At 46.3% G+C, this 17,826-nt stretch carries 12 protein-coding genes and 1 tRNA gene; 3 read left to right on the top strand and 10 right to left on the bottom strand.

All coding sequences use genetic code 11. From position 1 onward, the window contains the following. Window positions 1–80 precede the first annotated feature (80 nt). From ACTS9Y_RS09095 to ACTS9Y_RS09080, 4 genes are all read right to left on the bottom strand, one after another. Window positions 81–2,138 carry a calcium-binding protein gene (locus ACTS9Y_RS09095; protein ID WP_442585619.1) on the bottom strand — a complete coding sequence of 686 codons (2,058 nt, stop codon included), beginning with the start codon at window positions 2,136–2,138 and terminating at the stop codon, window positions 81–83. Between the two features lie 78 nt (window positions 2,139–2,216). Beyond that, window positions 2,217–3,203: a hypothetical protein gene (locus ACTS9Y_RS09090; protein ID WP_442585618.1), complete on the bottom strand. Its 987-nt coding sequence runs from the start codon at window positions 3,201–3,203 to the stop codon at window positions 2,217–2,219. Between the two features lie 182 nt (window positions 3,204–3,385). Then, window positions 3,386–4,348, bottom strand: coding sequence for a hypothetical protein (locus ACTS9Y_RS09085; RefSeq protein WP_442585617.1), 963 nt, complete (start codon window positions 4,346–4,348; stop codon window positions 3,386–3,388). Window positions 4,349–4,528: 180 nt separating this feature from the next. Next, complete coding sequence (locus ACTS9Y_RS09080; RefSeq protein WP_442586933.1) at window positions 4,529–8,032, bottom strand: TonB-dependent receptor domain-containing protein; 3,504 nt, start codon at window positions 8,030–8,032, stop codon at window positions 4,529–4,531. Window positions 8,033–8,283: 251 nt separating this feature from the next. Between ACTS9Y_RS09080 and ACTS9Y_RS09075 the strand changes: the two genes are divergently transcribed. Continuing rightward, window positions 8,284–10,275, top strand: coding sequence for a tetratricopeptide repeat protein (locus ACTS9Y_RS09075; RefSeq protein WP_442585616.1), 1,992 nt, complete (start codon window positions 8,284–8,286; stop codon window positions 10,273–10,275). Between the two features lie 108 nt (window positions 10,276–10,383). On the opposite strand, the gene ACTS9Y_RS09070 is transcribed toward ACTS9Y_RS09075, so the two are convergent. The 3 genes from ACTS9Y_RS09070 to ACTS9Y_RS09060 form a co-directional block, all read right to left on the bottom strand. Then, on the bottom strand, window positions 10,384–11,361 hold the full coding sequence (locus ACTS9Y_RS09070) for a FecR family protein (RefSeq protein WP_442585615.1): 978 nt from the start codon (window positions 11,359–11,361) through the stop codon (window positions 10,384–10,386). A gap of 18 nt (window positions 11,362–11,379) precedes the next feature. Then, on the bottom strand, window positions 11,380–11,883 hold the full coding sequence (locus ACTS9Y_RS09065; protein ID WP_442585614.1) for an RNA polymerase sigma factor: 504 nt from the start codon (window positions 11,881–11,883) through the stop codon (window positions 11,380–11,382). Window positions 11,884–12,214: 331 nt separating this feature from the next. Beyond that, window positions 12,215–12,299: transfer RNA gene (locus tag ACTS9Y_RS09060), tRNA-Leu, on the bottom strand. 54 nt (window positions 12,300–12,353) lie between these two features. On the opposite strand from ACTS9Y_RS09060, the gene queA reads away from it, so the two are divergent. Both queA and ACTS9Y_RS09050 read left to right on the top strand, forming a co-directional pair. Then, window positions 12,354–13,433 (top strand): tRNA preQ1(34) S-adenosylmethionine ribosyltransferase-isomerase QueA, encoded by a 1,080-nt coding sequence (queA, locus tag ACTS9Y_RS09055; RefSeq protein WP_442585613.1) that lies wholly within the window; start codon window positions 12,354–12,356, stop codon window positions 13,431–13,433. Between the two features lie 160 nt (window positions 13,434–13,593). Further along, a complete protein-coding gene (locus tag ACTS9Y_RS09050; RefSeq protein WP_442585612.1) occupies window positions 13,594–14,466 on the top strand; it encodes a hypothetical protein in 873 nt (290 codons plus the stop codon). Window positions 14,467–14,538: 72 nt separating this feature from the next. Here ACTS9Y_RS09050 and ACTS9Y_RS09045 read toward each other — a convergent pair whose 3' ends face one another. The 3 genes from ACTS9Y_RS09045 to ACTS9Y_RS09035 form a co-directional block, all read right to left on the bottom strand. Beyond that, window positions 14,539–15,141 (bottom strand): lytic transglycosylase domain-containing protein, encoded by a 603-nt coding sequence (locus tag ACTS9Y_RS09045; RefSeq protein WP_442586932.1) that lies wholly within the window; start codon window positions 15,139–15,141, stop codon window positions 14,539–14,541. Window positions 15,142–15,235: 94 nt separating this feature from the next. Then, window positions 15,236–16,945: a proline--tRNA ligase gene (locus tag ACTS9Y_RS09040; protein WP_442585611.1), complete on the bottom strand. Its 1,710-nt coding sequence runs from the start codon at window positions 16,943–16,945 to the stop codon at window positions 15,236–15,238. A gap of 278 nt (window positions 16,946–17,223) precedes the next feature. Next, window positions 17,224–17,820 (bottom strand): hypothetical protein, encoded by a 597-nt coding sequence (locus ACTS9Y_RS09035; RefSeq protein WP_442585610.1) that lies wholly within the window; start codon window positions 17,818–17,820, stop codon window positions 17,224–17,226. Between the last annotated feature and the right edge of the window lie 6 nt (window positions 17,821–17,826).

Here is a 17,826-nt window from a genome sequence, read left to right as displayed (position 1 = left end):
TCGGATTGCGACAACATTGTTCACCAGGGTATTTCTTTAACAAAAAACTGCGGACGCTAGGTCGCCCACAGCTATCGCAATTAAACGATGATGAAGTCTGAAGTAGACAGAGTGTTAACACCAGTCAGAATGGCAATATCTACCTTAGCACCGCTACCATTACCATCAGCGTCATAGCTCAGGGTTTTGGTTGTGGTGTTGTAAACCAGGTAGTCATTGGCATCTTGTGGTGTACCAGTTGAGTTCACACGCAGCATGCTGGCGTTAAAACCAGCCAGTTTGCTGTACTGATCAAGGTGCAATTCCAGCTTGTCAGTGCCACGTGTAAAGTCAGTGATGGTATCTACACCAGTCAGGTTGAACGCAGTGTTGGTGTAAGTTTGCACAGTGGTTGCAGAGCCTGTCACCACTTGCTCATACACTTTACCAAATACAAACTTGTCAGCACCGCCACCACCAGTCAGCGTATCGTTACCACCATTGCCAACAAACACGTCAGCTTTGCTGGTGCCGATAAAGGTCTGCTGGTTAGCATTACCTTCAAAACGCAGACCATTGGTTGTCACGCCAGAAGCATCAACCACCACATTGTTGATGGTGCCGCCGTTGTTACCCAGGGTGTTGGAGAGGTCAGCCACTGTACCGTTGGCTTTAAAGTAGTAGTGGTCATTCAACAGTTGTAAATCTGTATTTTCAACGTTCAAACGACCAACTGTACCGCCCACTTGCACGACTTCCATAGACTTGAAGTTGTCGTTGTTAAGCACAACAGTACCGTTTGCTTTGGTGTTTGCGCCAATACCGGTTGTGATACGCAGCGTATCTACGCCATCACCACCAACGATCACATCGTGCTTAGCGCCAGTAGCGATCCACTCTTTGTTACCGTCATCTGCTTTAGAAGTAGTGCCTTGCACACCACTGCCGAAGCCGCCAATCACGAAAATGTCATTACCTGTACCACCATCCAGGTAGTCAGCACCGCCATGACCGATCAACAGGTCATTGCCGCCATTACCATAGACAGTGTCATCGCCCAAACGCATGGTCGCGTAATCAACACCTTCGCTACCCAGCACGATTTCGTGCGCATCGCTACCTTCATTCGCACCGTCGATACGAGTGAAACTACCAGCTACGCCTTCTGAGGCGTCGTATGTAACATCTACGTTGTGGTACAAGTGAGCAACAGAGAAATCATCCACCTCAAATACCGCTTTGTCGTATGTAACCGGAGTGGCACCAACAATGGAAGCTGCTGGTTCAAACTCTTCTTCTTCAAACTCAAGTTCCAGAGTAACGTTTTCAACATCTCCGCCGGCAACACCGTAGATGTGAGTGCCTGGGTTGATTTCACCTAAAGCAAGAGACTCACCGTTTTCTTCTAATTGCTCGGCTTCCAAAGTGATACTTACGCCGCTTGATAACTCAATACGCTCGATACCAGAGAAAATGATTTCTTCAAATTCACCAGACTCAGTGAATGCAAGCGTATCTACTGCGTTGTAACCAGCAATTGATGATGCAAATGTACTTATAGCCGAGGAACCTGGGCGTGTAACAAAATTCAAACGCACATCAGTTTCAACTTCTCCCGCTATATCATCATCCAATTCAACAAACTCACCTGTCACAGTATCAAAGACGAGAAAACCAGCATCTTCATTACCTTCTTCAGCTTCTACTTTGCCGATATATCTTGCGACGTTGCCTTCATTATCGAGCCCAGACACGCCGCCAGAGACCATTACGCCTGTTGCATCATCCTCGCTACCAATCACAAAGGTATCATTCCCTTTATCACCTAGCAAAAAATCATCTGATGTCGCAATGAACAAGTCTCCATCGACCGTTTCGTCTCCGAGCGTACTTGATCCTCCAACCAGAAAGTCTTGTCCAGCACCACCATAAAGTATGTCATCTCCAGCCCCACCAAATAAGCCATCATTACCATCTCCACCAATGAGAATATCGTTTCCATTACCACCAGTAAGACTATCATTACCACTACCACCCACGATGATATCGTTACCGTCGCCACCATCGATATAATTACCCAGGTTATTACCTATAATTAAATCAGCGTTCGCAGTACCCGTATACTCAATTTCGGTAGTATTAAAAATTTTCACAGCCATGATTTTTACTCCTAATTTTAGGAACAAGGCAGTTTAGCTGCCTTGCTATTGTTTAATAATTAAATACCACTAAATCCACTATGGCGTGGTTGCACTGATTGCATAGCCAGTCATATCAATCGTTTTCAATGTTGCATTTTCTTGACCTGTTTGACGCAGTCTGATGGCACCTGCTTGCTCTGTCGGCTCAGCATCGCAAGACGCCTCTACATATGCAACTGCAGAGTAAGCGTTTGTCGTTCCATCATCATCAGCAAATACAGCATCCATAGTGAAGTCGACGTGATTGCTTCTAACGACAGCATCTTGTGTAGCAGTTGAGGTCGATGCCGTTGTAGTAGCGTCAATCCCAGTGGCCTCACCACTAGTTGCTGTATTCACGCTAACCGCTGTTGGCAAATCGAGATAATTGATGCCATTTTGGCCTTTATTAGTATTGTTGTTATAGGCCAAAGCGCGATGTTGAACAGATGTATAAGTCCTACCTACTCGGTAAACTGGGGACATTACTGTAATTGGCGTAAGGTTAGATGGAAATGCATAAGCAATATAGACATTAGTGGATGCACTAAAGCCACTACGTACCACATCATTCACTTCAAATAGTTGCTTATTAGCAGCATCATCAGAATCTACATCATACATTCTTACGCGCGTTGCAATTAAACACACATTAGTTGTAGGGTTACGCCAGTATTTATCAACAACTTGGCCAATCACTGCACCGCCAGAAACGGGATTAGGAATTGAGCGAGTTGTAACTGCACTTTGTGTAAATCCAGAGAATGCAGAACCTGATCGACTTACCGGGGGTAATGCCACCTCAGTAGATGGTGCGCTAGTCCAACACGTATCGCTTACGCCCGTTGACGGATATTGAGCTGCTACAAGTGGATATGAACCAAAGTTTCCTTTGGGATTCCCTGCTGTACGTCCAGCGTTATAACAATTTGTATATGCTGAACCTGTAAAACCGGTCGATGGTACTGTGACCCAACCTGCATGTGCTTGCCCCGTAACAAATAATGCTCCAATAACTGCTAACTTCAATGTTAAGTTTTGCATTTTTAACTCCAGAATTAAAGAGGTACAATTAGCAGGCATTTGTGGCTGCCTGCAACACCAATTCACCACAATCGTTAGTCCCTAGTGAGTTCTAGTCGCTTGAGGAGAATTCTTAAATTCATTTTTAAGATAGGCAGCTCACAAATGCCACCCAGTTGTTCAATAGGCAACAATCTCAGATGCTAAGGCGTGTCAACCGCATAGCCAGTCATATCAATTGTTTTCAATGTTGCATTTTCTTGACCTGTTTGACGCAGCCTGATAGCACCTGCTTGCTCTGTCGGCTCAGCATCGCAAGATACTTCAATATATGTAATTGCCGAGTAAGGGTTTGTATCGAAATTAATTCCAGTGGTGAAATCCAGGTGGTTACTATTCACGACAGCATCTTGACTGGCAGCAGTGGTTGAGGCTGCAACACCAGCCCCGATACCAATGGGCTCGCCGCTTGTGGCAGTTACCACAGTATTTGTGGTTGGCAAGTCTAGGTAATTAATTCCATTTTGAGATTTATTAGCAAGGTTGTCATATTTAAGTGCTCGGTGTTGAACCGAAGTAAAAGTTCGACCAACACGGTAAACAGGTAACATTATTGTGATAGGGGTTAGATTGGTTGGGAATGCATAAGCAATATAAGTATTATTAGCCCCACTAAAACCACTCCGTACCACATCATTCACTTCAAAAAGCTGGGTTCCAGAAGCAACATCCGAATCAGCATAATACATCCTAAGACGGGTAGCGATTAAGCATGTGTTAGTTGTTGGATTGCGCCAATACTTATCAAAAACTGCTCCAATTGGACTACCTCCAATTGGATTGGGAATTGATCGTGTCACACTCCCTGTTTGAGTAAAGCCTGTGAAAGCTGCTCCTGACTTATCAAAGGGAGGTAAAGATGCCTCTGTAAGTGGCCCATTAGTCCAGCATGTATCGCTAACACCGGCTGAAGGATATTGAGCAGCAATTATTGGATATGAACCAAAGTTTCCTTTTGGATTAGGTGCAATGCGCCCGGCATTGTAGCAATTGGTATAGGCTGAACCTGAGAAGCCGGTAGCTGGAACATTTAGCCAGCCCGCGTTTATTTCTACCGATACAAATAATGCACTTACAATCGCAAACTTCAATGCTATTTTTTTCATTTTTAACTCCCTAAACAAAGAGATACGATTAGCAGGCTCTTGTGGCTGTTGAAACAAAAAATCGCCCATTTAATTGATCTTTGTAAGTCCAACTCTGATCGAGGCTAAATTCTTTGAATTTCACAAATACAATATTCTTACAAAATCCACATAAGACTCCTCAGGAATTTCTCCCGACAATCAATCCGGCACAAAATGCCAATTCAAACTAAACCAAACCCCACGCGGTGCCCCTGGCGCAATGAAGTTAGTACTTAACCAGTCTCCAGAATTATGGTTATACCCATCCGGGCCAATAGCGCCATTAATACTCGGAGAGAATGGATTACGACCTAGGCGACCAGCACTGAAATACTCTTTGTCAAAGAGGTTGTTAATCAACATGGTGGCCGTCCACTCTTTATTAAATCGATAACTCGTCTGAAAATTAAATGTTGTATAGCCAGACACTTTGCCAGGGTTGCTCGTTGGTGGGCGAATCACAGTCACCGGTCCGTTCGCAGGGTCAGTGTAGGTAATTGAACGTGCAACGCCTTGTTGATGTTGATTATTTTCATTCCCCCGCAAGAAACTCTCTGAATGAGCCACAGCAGTGAGGCCTACAGTCCATTGATTAGTCATGTCATAACTCAGGTTTGCGTTCATGTTATGCAATGAGACCCCTGGCATTTTGCTGCCCGGTTCTACATCAATCGCTTCGCCATACCCATCGTTCTTATTGACGGAGCTACTGTTATCTATGCTAATCATGCGGAATCTGTCTTCAAAAGTGGCGTCCGTTAACGCATAGTTCAGGCGGAAACCCCATCGATCCTTTTTACCAGACAACCCTGCTTCAACACCTCTCCTGCGTGTCCTGCCTATACTGTCAAAAAAGCCGGCTCCGTTACCCACTGCCACAAAGTAAATATCATCTTTTAGATCAGTTTGATAAGCTCCCAGATTCCATTGCAAACCATCAATACCAAGTAAGCGTGATAGATTTCCACGAAAACCAATGTCGTAAGTGGTCGCCTGAATTTGGGGTAAGTAAGGGTCACCAGACAAGCTGGTAGGAAGGGTGCACTGTCTATTTTCAGCAAGACTTCTCGGAATCATTTTGCCACCAGCACCCAAGGTAGGCGTTTTATCAAAAGCGCAGCCCAACTCAATAACACTTGGTACACGCGTGCCTTTCGCCCAGTTTGCATAAACGTTCAAACTCTCTTTTGCTTGCCAGCTGACGCCTAATGAAGGATTGAAAGAATAATAACTAAACTTCTCAGTTTCGGGTTTATCCAGCACTCGGTTCAAATTTAGAGGACGATAGCCCAACGGGATGCCAGCGCAATCTGCAGCTGTCACTTGCCCGTCGCCATTGGTATCACCACATATGTTGTATCTGTCTGGCTCGGCGATTAGGTCACCAATGCTGTAATTCGCAAATCCACTTCTAGTGGCAATTTTATTTTTTGTAAAAGTTTGGTTGTACCTACCAGATGCACTCAGATGCAGCGTCTCAACTGGAGTCCATGTCTCACTAAAGTAAAGGCTTTTGGTAATACTAGTGCCTTCAAAATTATTATTTGCTAGTGGGACAAATGCAGCCGCAAATTGTGGGTGTGCTTGTGCTGGGTCTAGGTAGCCATTACGTTCAGCATCCAAAAAGCCTAAACGTTGATAATTAGTGTAATCAGCATTCGCGGAATCAATAGAGGCACCCACCATAAATTTGTGCTTTTCAAAATTCCAGTTGAATTGAACTGAAACTCCATCTTTGACTTGATCAATGTTGTTGTCTGTAATTAGGGCAGTTGGTGTGCCCGCTACCACCCCCGGCTGACCTAATGACACGCCATCAACGTATATAGGTACAAAATTATTGAAATCAAATTCATCCAAGGGAGCAGGATTTAAACAGTCTGCAGAGTTTAGCGGCGCCAACACCATCACATAATTTTTGTAAATAATATTAGCGTTGCCTGGATCCCTACTAAAAAAATAATTACCAGCAGTTCCGTCATATACGACACCACCGACATCGCTAGGTGTGCGTACATAGGAAAAATCTGTTGTATAACTAGCCTCATTAAAATAACCCGGATCATTCGCTCCAACGAAAGGAGGGGGAGTATTACCCCTGCTATAAATATTTTCCTCACTAAAGTTTTTCCATTGTTGATATACATACTGATAAGCTCTTAACACTTCTGCGGGGAGCTCCGTATTAATGAGGTCGGTATAGTTATTAATATCTAAAGTGCCATTGTTATAATCTTGAGCAAAATTACTAGCCTCGAAGTCGAGATTCGTTCCTGGATTGTTATATAAAACTGGAATCACCACATAGTCCGGCAATCCATAACGGTTAGCTTGACTGATTGCGCTATACGCACCCGCCGGGCTTGTTCTGTATAAACACGTAAATTGCTCTGAAGCGGACGGCGTGCGCTTTGCGGTCAGAGAGTCACTATAATCCGTCATCACATCCGTGCCTTTTTGATGACGCCTGCTGTTTCTACGATGTACTTGACCAGTAATGGTGAAAGTCTCATTTACAAAATAACTACCGCTTAGCTGAAACTGACTTAACCTGTTCTTAGTCTCATCAGGGCTAGTAAAAACATCAGTCTTGTTTCTTTCATACATCTCGCTGGGAATCAATCCATTACCAGTTAAATCATTACCTACCAACAAAGTGCTAAAGTTAAGATCCAGTTTTTCGCCACGGAAACTGGCTTTAGTAAACAGTTGATTCACTTTACTTGGAGAGTTTTTCCGCCAACCATCCTCGAGAAAGAAGTTACCAGCTGCAAATAAACCAATAGTGCCGTTGTTCCAGCCACCCTCTGCCTGCAATTGCTTTCTTCCAAATGAACCCGTCAGTACTTCTGCATCTGCGCCTGAATTGCTAAATCCATCTTTAGTTTTCATGGAGAATGCACCACCCAAGGTGTTTAAACCAAAGATTGGGTTTGAGCCAGGGAAAACGTCCAATCCAGCTAATGCATTCATGGGAATCATGTCCCAGTTCACGACATCCCCGAATGGCTCGTTGACGCGGATGCCATCGAAAAACACCGAGAGCCCTTGAGGTGTGCCAATCTGTGGGCCTGCAGTGAATCCCCTATATTGCACATCCATCATGAATGGATTGCCTTGGTAGTCATTCACTGTCACTGATTGCAGTTTTTGATTCATTAAATCGGCTAGGCTTATTGAGTGAGCCTCTTTAATTTCTTTTGCTGAAATACTTTGAACATTGCCGGGAATTTCTTCTTTGGTTAGACCTAAACCAGGAAGTGGGCCAACTTCATAAAAACGCTTGGCACGTACTTCAACTTTGTCTAACTGCACATTTTTGTTATCTGTTTTAGGCGCTTTTTGGATATATACATTCTCACCTTCGATCTTCGGGACTAAGTCATTCCCCCCGAGAACCCTACGCAAAGCCTCACTACGCGTCATCCGGCCTCGCACCTCCGGCGCAGTTTTGCCAGAAACAATATCATTAGGAAAGGAGATACTCATTCCTGTGGCTTTGCCTAAAGCATGCAACGAGTTAGCCAACGGCTGCTGAGGGATATCAATATTGATAGGTACACTGAACGTTTCCTCCTGTTGTTTTGGCAGTTGTTTATTCAATGCTTCAGCACACACAAGCTGTACTGAAAGCCCCCCCCAAATTACAAACAATGCGTACATTGCACATTGTTTAATATTTTTTGTTTTACTCACCTGAATCTCCCTCCATATAGACTCATCTCTGGGAGAGAGAAAAACCTGACGTTGTTTACTCAACTTTACATTTATGGTCGGGTGAGAATTTTAAAAAAACTCATTACAGAATCATTAAAACCAACACCGCAGGTTTTTAATATTCAAAAAATCGGTTATAAATAAAAAAGAAATCGCAGATTTCCCCGTATTTCGATCGCAAATATTTAGGGTATTCAATGAACGATTTACAACAAGATTTACAATTTAAACAAGCACTTGCCTTTCATCAGAGCGGGAATGTCGCTGATGCTAAAAACTTATATCTCATCCTGCTGAGCACATATCCCAATGCCCCTCGCCTCTTGAATAATTTGGCGATGATTGAATTTCAGCAAGGTAAATATGAATCGGGATTGGTGTACGTAGAAAAATCATTAGGGATAGACGCTAACCAATTTACTGCTTATGGCAATCGTGGTGCCGCCTTGTTTGCGCTTGGGCGATTGAATGATGCTTATGATGACTACAATAGAGCGATAGCCTTAAATAAAAATTACGCAGAGGCTTATTACAACCGTGGAATTTTGCATGAGAAGCATGAAAGATTTGCTGAAGCGTTAGCGGATTACGAGAAGGCAATCGAGTTAAGGGCCAACTATACAAACGCCTACAACAATCGAGGGAATATACTCAAAGAGCTGAAAAAATATGAGGAAGCACTCTTAAGTTACGACCATGCAATCAGTCTGAATCCTCGTCATGCAGAAGCGCATTACAACCGTGGCGTTATATTAAATGAGCTTAAACGCTTTAGAGATGCCTATGAAAGTTACCATCAAGCCATTGCGCTTAACAGCCATTATGTAGATGCATATAACAACTGTGGCAACGTTGTGATAGAGCTCAAAAGATTTGAAGAAGCCTTGGCCTGCTTTCAAAAAGCCATTGAAATTAATCCTAATTATGCTTATGCCTACAATGGTCAAGGCAACGTATTGATGGAGCTTAAAAGGTTTGATGAAGCCCTTTTAAGCTATGAAAAAGCAATCGCACTTAATCAAAGCTCCTCTGATGCCCACAATGGTAAAAGCAATGCCTTGCAGGAGCTTAAACGCTTTGACGACGCGGTATCTGGATATGAGCAAGCAATCGCATTAAACCCAGACTCTGCGGATACCTATGCTAACCGTGGTCTGGCATTACAGGGGCTCGAAAAGTTTGACGAAGCCATCGAAAACTTTGATAAAGCCATTGCGCTTAATCCCGAATCAGTTGACCCCTATTGGAATAAAGCACTTTTAAAAATATTGATGGGTGAATGGGAAGAGGGTTGGCAGTTATACGAATATCGCCGCCATAGAAAAGGACAAAAAGAATCTTACCCTGATTACAAGCAACCTTTATGGATAGGTAATGAGGCTATCGCTGATAAAGTTTTATACATTTACCCTGAGCAAGGTTTAGGGGATTTTATTCAGTTTTGTCGTTATGTGCCTTTGGTAGAAAAGCTGGGTGCAAAAGTCATTCTCAATGTGCCAGCGCCATTGATTTCTATGATAAAAACAATGGGACTAAATGCCAGGATTGTGACGAAAGATGAAAAGGTAGATGCATTTGACTTGCATTGCCCGATCATGAGTTTGCCGCTGGCATTGAAGACAACAATAGAAAACGTACCTAATAGCGTGCCCTACTTTTATGCTGATAAAACGAAAAAACATTATTGGGAAGATAAGCTTGCTCACGCCTCTCAACAACTAAAAGTAGGCTTGGTCTGGTCTGGTTCTAAAGACCATAAAAAAGATCATGATCGCAGCCTTCGATTAGAACAATTAGCACCTTTATTCAACTTGCCAATAGCGCTTTACTCGCTACAGAAGGAAGTGAGAGATCAAGACCAGGTGACTTTATCCAGGCTGAATCAAATCAAGCAATACTCAGCGGAATTAGTTGATTTTTCTGATACCGCAGCGCTGGTGGATTGTTTGGATTTAGTGATTACGGTGGATACTTCAGTCGCGCATTTGGCGGGGGCGCTGGCGAAGAATGTCTGGATACTGATTTCATACTTACCAGACTATCGGTGGATGCTAGACAGGGATGATACGCCTTGGTACCCGACAGCGACGTTGTTCAGGCAACCTGAGGTTGGTGATTGGGAGAGCGTGATTCTTAATGTTAAGGAAGGATTGGAGTCGCTGCTAAGCGCAAAAATGCAAGCTTCATAGCATGCGCTAAAGAATTGAATTGATAAGCTAAATACAGAATTTTCAGCTGATTAGCTGATGTAAAAAAAGGTGCCTAAACAGCACCTTTGTCTTTAGGTAACGGCCTGATCACTGACCTTTAACCAAGGTATATTGCGGTGTTTCTTTAATGGTCACCGGGGCGATATTTGGCAAGCCGCGCAAAAACTGGTCTATATCCCGGATATTGATATCTGCTGAAATATTACGGATATCTTTGCCTAATGAATGCACAGGTTTTTGACGATACCGTGAGACAGTGGCCGCGACTTCATTGATATCTGCACGATCAAACACCAGACGACCATTGAGGAAAGAGAAGGCATCTGATGCAGGGCGGTTGACGAGTACAGTCGCATGGTTTGGATAGACTTCGACCACCTGGCCATTAGTGATGATGCGCGGTTCGGTGGCATTGAGTTGCGTGTCATCTGCTTTAGGCTCTACTTTTACAGTGCCATGGTCTACGCTGACGCGCACTAACTGTTCTAATTTGTTCACAGCGAAACGCGTACCTAGCACGGTGACACGCGCAGTATCAGTTTCTACAATAAATGGGCGATCAGGGTCTTTGGTGACTTCAAAGATGGCCTCACCCTCTTTAAGCAGCACGTGGCGTTCATGGCGATAATAAGTGACTTCCATATCACTCTTGGCACTGAGTGCCACACGGGTGCCGTCATCCAGGGTTTTATAGGCGATCTGTCCCACCGGATTTTGCGCAGCCAATTGCATGACAGGCGTTGCCTGCCAATCGAGGTATTGCTGGTGGAAGACAAAGCTCATGATGCAAAGCAGAGAGACAAGAAACAGCTGCCCGACACGGCGTTGCTTGTTCTTACGCTTGGCTTCCTGCGCTAAAAAGGCATGTTGCTCTGCTTCATCTGCGAGCGTGGATAAGGACTCAGGTGAGCTCATCCGGTGCATGGCGCGCGTGATACTTTCGTATTCGGAAGCGTGACGCGGATCATCTGCCAGCCAGCGTTCAAAAGCGTCGCGTTCAGGTGTACCTTGAGAATGCTCCCGCATCCGCAGATACCATCTGGCTGCCACTTCGCTGACTGTCATTGATTTAAGCATGTAAGATTAATGTGCCATTTTTTGCTGGAACGCGCGGATATCTAGCATAGCACGAATAAGGTGTTTTTCGACCATACTGGTACTAATACCCAAGTGGGTAGAAATGTCGCTTTGTTTCATTTCATCCACATGATACAACCAGAACACCTGCCGACACTTTTTTGGCAACAAATCGACAATACGCTGCAGGTTGTAAAGCATCTGCCGCGTTTCGTAGATCTGCTCAGGCGAACACTCAAGGATCATCGCCGTTTCGTCAATTTGATCTTCTTCGACAAAACGGGTGCGATAGCGATATTCATCCACCATCAGATGGTTAACGATGCCGTTCAGATAAGCTTCAGGAGAGGATTCACGGGCGGGATTACTCGACACCGCAAAAAACACCAATGCATCATGCAAAATATCCTTGGCACGCTGCACGCACGCCGTCCTGCGGCCAATGCGTCTCAGCTCCACTGTATAAGCCCACTTTAAATCAATTCCGCACCATGCAAGTGTATCGCTCATATCCCATCACCAAAATTTTACATTTTAGTAAATATGTGCAAAACGCGTGCCATTACATTCTTTTGCATTAAGAGACTGATTCTCAATTATAAAAATCTTTACTAGGGAATTTTTCCCGAATTAATTCGGGTTGAATACAGCCATTTTGGATAAAAATGGTTTTTTACAGCCAATTTCAACCAATTTTTAGAAATACTAATTGCCACTGCCATTTAGCTGGCAGGCCTTATTGAACTGAACAAATATGAGGTGATTTTGTGGGCAGTCGATAGACGTAAAAATGGCTTTAAATCAATGATTTAAAGCCATTTTCAACTGCCGTTTATATCAGTGGTGCCGGGAGCCGGAATCGAACCGGCACGCCTTGCGGCGCTGGATTTTGAGTCCAGTGCGTCTACCAGTTCCGCCATCCCGGCATGGGATATAATGTAGGACTTCAAAGACCGCTATTATAACCATAATTTTGCTTTATGAGAACTCTAGATTTCGATTTTTATCTGCCGCCACACCTGATTGCACAACATCCGCTTCCTGATCGCTCCGAAAGTCGCCTGCTGGAGGTCAATGCGATTACGGAGTCGATTCAAGACAATTTTTTCCGCCAGATCGGTGACCATTTTGAAGCCGGTGATGTATTGGTGCTTAACGATACCAAAGTGATTAAAGCGCGGCTGTTTGGGCAAAAGGCCACCGGCGGCAATATTGAGGTGATGATAGATCGCGTATTCGAGCCGCAGGAGGCTTATGCGCAGATCAAGTCTTCGCGCTCACCCAAAGCGGGCGGCCTATTGCATTTAGCGGATGGCTATCAGGCGGAGGTGTTGGGGCGTCATGCAGATATGTTTCATATTCGCCTGTTAGGCGATGCTTCCTGGTATGACTTTCTGGAACGCTATGGTCAATTGCCGCTGCCGCCTTATATCGAGCATGCGGCGGATGCTGCCGATGATACGCGTTACCAGACCGTATTTGCCAAACATGCGGGCGCAGTCGCGGCGCCAACCGCAGGCCTGCATTTTGATCAAGCACTGCTTAACGCGCTTACCGCTAAAGGCGTGCATGTGCGCTATGTCACCCTGCATGTGGGCGCTGGCACTTTTCAACCGGTAAAGGTGGACAATATTGCTGAGCATCATATGCATAGCGAGGTGTATCACCTGCCGGAAGAAACCATCGCCGCGATTCTGCAAGCCAGATCAACTGGCAAACGCGTCACAGCAGTGGGCACGACTTCTTTACGTACGCTGGAAAGCGCCGCGCGCGCAGGTAAGCTGTTTGCGCACCATGGCGAAACGGATATTTTCATCACGCCCGGTTTTGAGTTTCAACTGGTAGACAGGCTTATTACTAACTTTCATCTGCCGAAGAGCACGTTGATGATGCTGGTTTCTGCGTTTGGCGGCTATGATTTGCTCAAGCGCGCTTATGCCCATGCCATTCAGGAGTCATATCGTTTTTTCAGTTACGGTGACGCCATGCTGATTACGCGTGTACCATCACACAAAATCATAGGAAGTGCTGGTTCGGTGTCATTTCTAAGTCAGACCTAGCGCGAGTTGAAAATTTGACGAAGTATATATTTGATATACAAGGAGAATTTATTTACGAGCAACAACGTATGGCGACAAAAGCGGACAAAATCAGCGCTTTCGTAAACTTGCCGCTTAAAATAGCGTCTATACAACACTTATAAAACAGGATCACGGAGATATGCAATTGAACACAAATACACTGGGCGGACTGGCACTGCTATGCCTGTCCCTCACCAGCTACGCAGAGATCCTGCCGGAGGCTGAAGTCGGCATTAAAATCCCGCTGGTGAAAAAACCGACCACGCGCCCGATGACGGTGGCCTATTTACCCGGCAACCAGCATTACTACATTGCGGATGGCGGCCTGGCGCCTATGGGCACTGAGTTCGAGGCGCCTATCTCAAAATCGGAAGTGCATGCGTACACAGGCAGCGGGCAATATGTGAATTCCGCCAAGCCTGGTTTTGATAACCGCTCACTGTATTACAACGCCAATTCCAACAAGCTGGAAACCATCACTTATAACATTTCCACCGCCGCTGGTTTTTCACCTAACACGGGCATTTTCAGCCTCGAAGTGAATGACAAGGGCGAAGTGCTTACCAGCTCAAGTGACATTTCGCAGTTCAACCCGGCTTTTGGCGATGCGGGCACCATGCCCAGCTACGACCCGGCGACCAATCACTACTATGCCAAGCAGGAGCATGGCAACCTGGTATTTGTGGTGGATGCCAAGCAGCGCGAAAAGCTAAAAGAGATCAAACTTGATTTCAGCAAGGCGCAAGTGGCTTACGACGATGTCAGCGACCACTTTATTGGTTTTACCGGTGTGGCTGGTAATGAGCTGGCCTTGCTCGACGTTGACCATAAAGCGGTATTGATTTTTGACCTGACAGGCCAATATGTCGGTAAAAGTGCATTGCCAAAAACCATGAAGCTGCGGTCACACAATCACTTTAATGGCGCCGGTTACAGCAACGGCATGCTGTTCGTTTATCACGAGAACGAAGGCGAGTTTGGCACTTATTACGGATTTAAAGTCGTAAAATAAGTATCCTTATAACATATTGCCAGCAATAAAAAACCGCGCTATTGCGCGGTTTTTTATTGACCAAGTCAGTGCTTACTGACTGGCGATATTCAGCTTCAAGGGGGTATCGTAATGCCAGTGATGACGCCAGGCCCCCACTACCAGGTTAGGGTACTCTGGCTTGCCCAGGCTACCGTTATAGCGCCCCAGCGCACGGTAGTAATCCCCGCGCTCAATATCCAGGTAGTGGCGTAAAATCGTGCAGCCGTACCGCAGATTCAGGCGCATATCGAACAAGTTATGTTCGTTGGCACCTATGCTTTTCACCCAGAATGGCATCACCTGCATATAGCCGCGCGCACCGACGCTGGAAAGCGCATATTTTTTGAAACCACTTTCCACCTGTATCAGGCCCAGCACCAGTTGTGGGTCCAGCCCTGCACGGGTGGCTTCGTAGTGCACAGATTTCAGGAAGTCTTCACGATACTGGATATCCGGCATGCGCTTCGCCAGCCTGACCGACATCTCCTGCAACCATTGCTGCGCCGTCTGCTCAGTGTCAAATAACAAGCGCGGTGCCGCCAGATCACTGACAGACTTTTGCATCAGCGATTTAACGCTGTTGGCTAAAGGCTCTTCTTTCTGGTTACCGGCAACGGCCATCGTCGACCACAATAACAGGCCGACCAACACCATCGCAGAAGGTAAAACATATGCTTTGTTCATCTTACCTATTCTATCTATTCCAGAAGCGGTTCAGACGCCAAACAGAATGACTAAACGCTTTCAGTTACTGACCAAGTTTGTCACGTAAAAACGCAACACTGTCAGCTACTTGCAAGTTTTGTGCCTCAGTATCAGTGCGCCCTTTATATTCCACTTTACCCTCGGCCAGGCCACGGTCACCAATCACGATACGATGCGGGATACCCAGCAAATCACTTTCGGCAAACATCACACCAGGACGCTCGCCCCGGTCATCCAGCAACACATCCACGCCGGCTTGCTGCAACTGCTGGTAAAGGTCAAATGCCGCCTGTTTCACTGCGTCACTTTTATCCAGGCCTATCGGGCAGATCACCACATCAAACGGCGCCATACTGCGTGGGAAGATAATGCCTTTATCATCGTGGCCCTGCTCAATCGCCGCGCCAACAATCCGTGACACACCTATGCCGTAACAGCCCATTTCCATCACTTGCGACTGACCGTTTTCGTCCAGATAAGTCGCCTGCATCGCCTCTGAATACTTGGTACGCAACTGGAAAATATGCCCGACTTCGATGCCACGGCACAAACTCAGCGTGCCTTTGCCATCCGGGCTGATATCGCCCTCTACCACATTGCGGATATCGGCGACGATCACTGGCTCCGGTAAATCACGGCCAAAATTGACACCTGCCAAATGGAATTTCGGCTTATTGGCGCCACAGACAAAATCGCTCAATACGGCAACGGAGCGATCTGCGATCACGCGCACATTTCCACTGACACCGACCGGGCCGATAAAGCCAGGCGGGCAGCTCAGGTTGGCGCGAATCTCTTCTTCGGTCGCCAGGCGGAAGTTCTGCACACCTTCTACTTTGCCGAATTTCACTTCGTTCAATTGATGGTCACCGCGCAACAAGGCCAGCGTAAACACTTCATCTACTACCAAAGCCACAGATTTCACGGTTTTGCTCACTGGTATTTCCAGTAATTTCGCGACATCTACACAGGTGGTTTGTTTAGGTGTATCCACTTCACGCATGGTTTCAGCCGCCGCCTGACGGCTACCGTTGGCAACGCCCTCCGCCATCTCGACGTTGGCCGCATAATCGGATTGCTCACAGTAAGCCAACGCATCTTCACCGCTATCGGCCAGCACATGGAACTCCTGCGAACCATCGCCGCCGATCGCACCGGAATCGGCCTTCACCGCGCGGAATTTGAGGCCAAGGCGTGTAAACACGTTGCTGTAGGCCGTGTGCATGCCGTTATAGGTATTCACCAGGCAATCCACGCTGGTATGAAAAGAATAAGCATCTTTCATCAAAAATTCGCGTGCGCGCATCACGCCAAAACGGGGGCGGATCTCGTCCCTGAACTTGGTCTGCACTTGGTAAAAATTCAGCGGCAACTGCTTGTAGCTACTAATTTCTTTACGGGCGATGTCGGTAATCACTTCTTCATGCGTTGGGCCAAAGCAGAAATCGCGTTCATGCCTGTCCTGGATCTTCAGCATTTGCGGGCCAAACACCGCCCAGCGGCCAGTTTCTTCCCACAATTCTTTTGGTTGTACCGCTGGCAGCAACAACTCCAAAGCGCCAGCTTTGTTCATCTCGTCACGCACGATATTCTCTACTTTGCGCAACACGCGTAACCCCAGCGGCATCCAGCTATACAAGCCACTACCGAGTTTTTTGATCAGCCCGGCCCTGACCATCAGTTTATGGCTGATCAGTTCGGCATCTGAAGGAGCTTCTTTTTGGGTAGCTATGAAAAATTGTGAGGCGCGCATAAGAATGGAGTTCTAACAGAATTCTAAAGGCCGAATTTTAGCCTTAATTGCGGTGGCAGTCAGCAAATAAGCTGGGGAAACGCGGAATTTGTGATCGCGTTGAATGCAGCGGGAGGCGGATGACAGGCAGCAATCGAGACGCCACAGAAACCCAAACCATGCTGTCCCCATACAAAACCACAATCGGACCATGCTTAAGGACGGCGAGGATGCGAAGCAGTATCTGAAAATGTACGCTGCTTTAAACATATCCCCCGGGCGGACTTACGTGTAGATACTTACTCTGCGTTTTCCTGATTGGATTCGCGCTGATGGATAGGGCTATCCTGCGGAATATAGCCGTCTTTCCATTGTGCTATCGGCACAATCACAGCCGCATGGCCGTTGTCGTAAAACCAGCTATCGACAGCGAACTCGGCCTGGCTGTCATTTTCACGGATCACCGCCGCCGTATGCGGCCAGCCGGTAAAGAAGAATTTGCGGGTACGTGTATCCAGAATGGTATGCCAGCGTATCAGGCCAGCCTGTTGCATCAGGCGTATATAGGTGGTGCTGTTGATGGCTTCATCGTTACAGTCTTGCTGATGCTGGTATTCGCGATTGCCAAAGGTGCCAGCGCGGTCTGCGGTGGTGCCTATCTTGGTGCCTATGATGTCTTCGAGCATACCGATGGCATTGGCGATCTGCGTGCGCTCCTGCTCGGCAGTTTCAGCCTGGGGAGTGAACAGTTGCACTACGTTTTCCCACTCGGGTGTGGTTAGTTGCAATTGATCAGACTGGGTACAGCCGCCACCCTGGCAGATTTCAAAGGCTTCCAGGCTGGGCTGAGTGTGGTAGATGCGATATATATCTTTAAGGTCAGCCTGGGCGAGCATGCTCCA

This window comes from Methylophilus sp., assembly GCF_052173275.1.
GTDB lineage: Bacteria > Pseudomonadota > Gammaproteobacteria > Burkholderiales > Methylophilaceae > Methylophilus.
The sequence above is the reverse complement of the archived record's forward strand: the minus strand, read 5'-3'. Positions and strand labels throughout refer to the sequence as shown.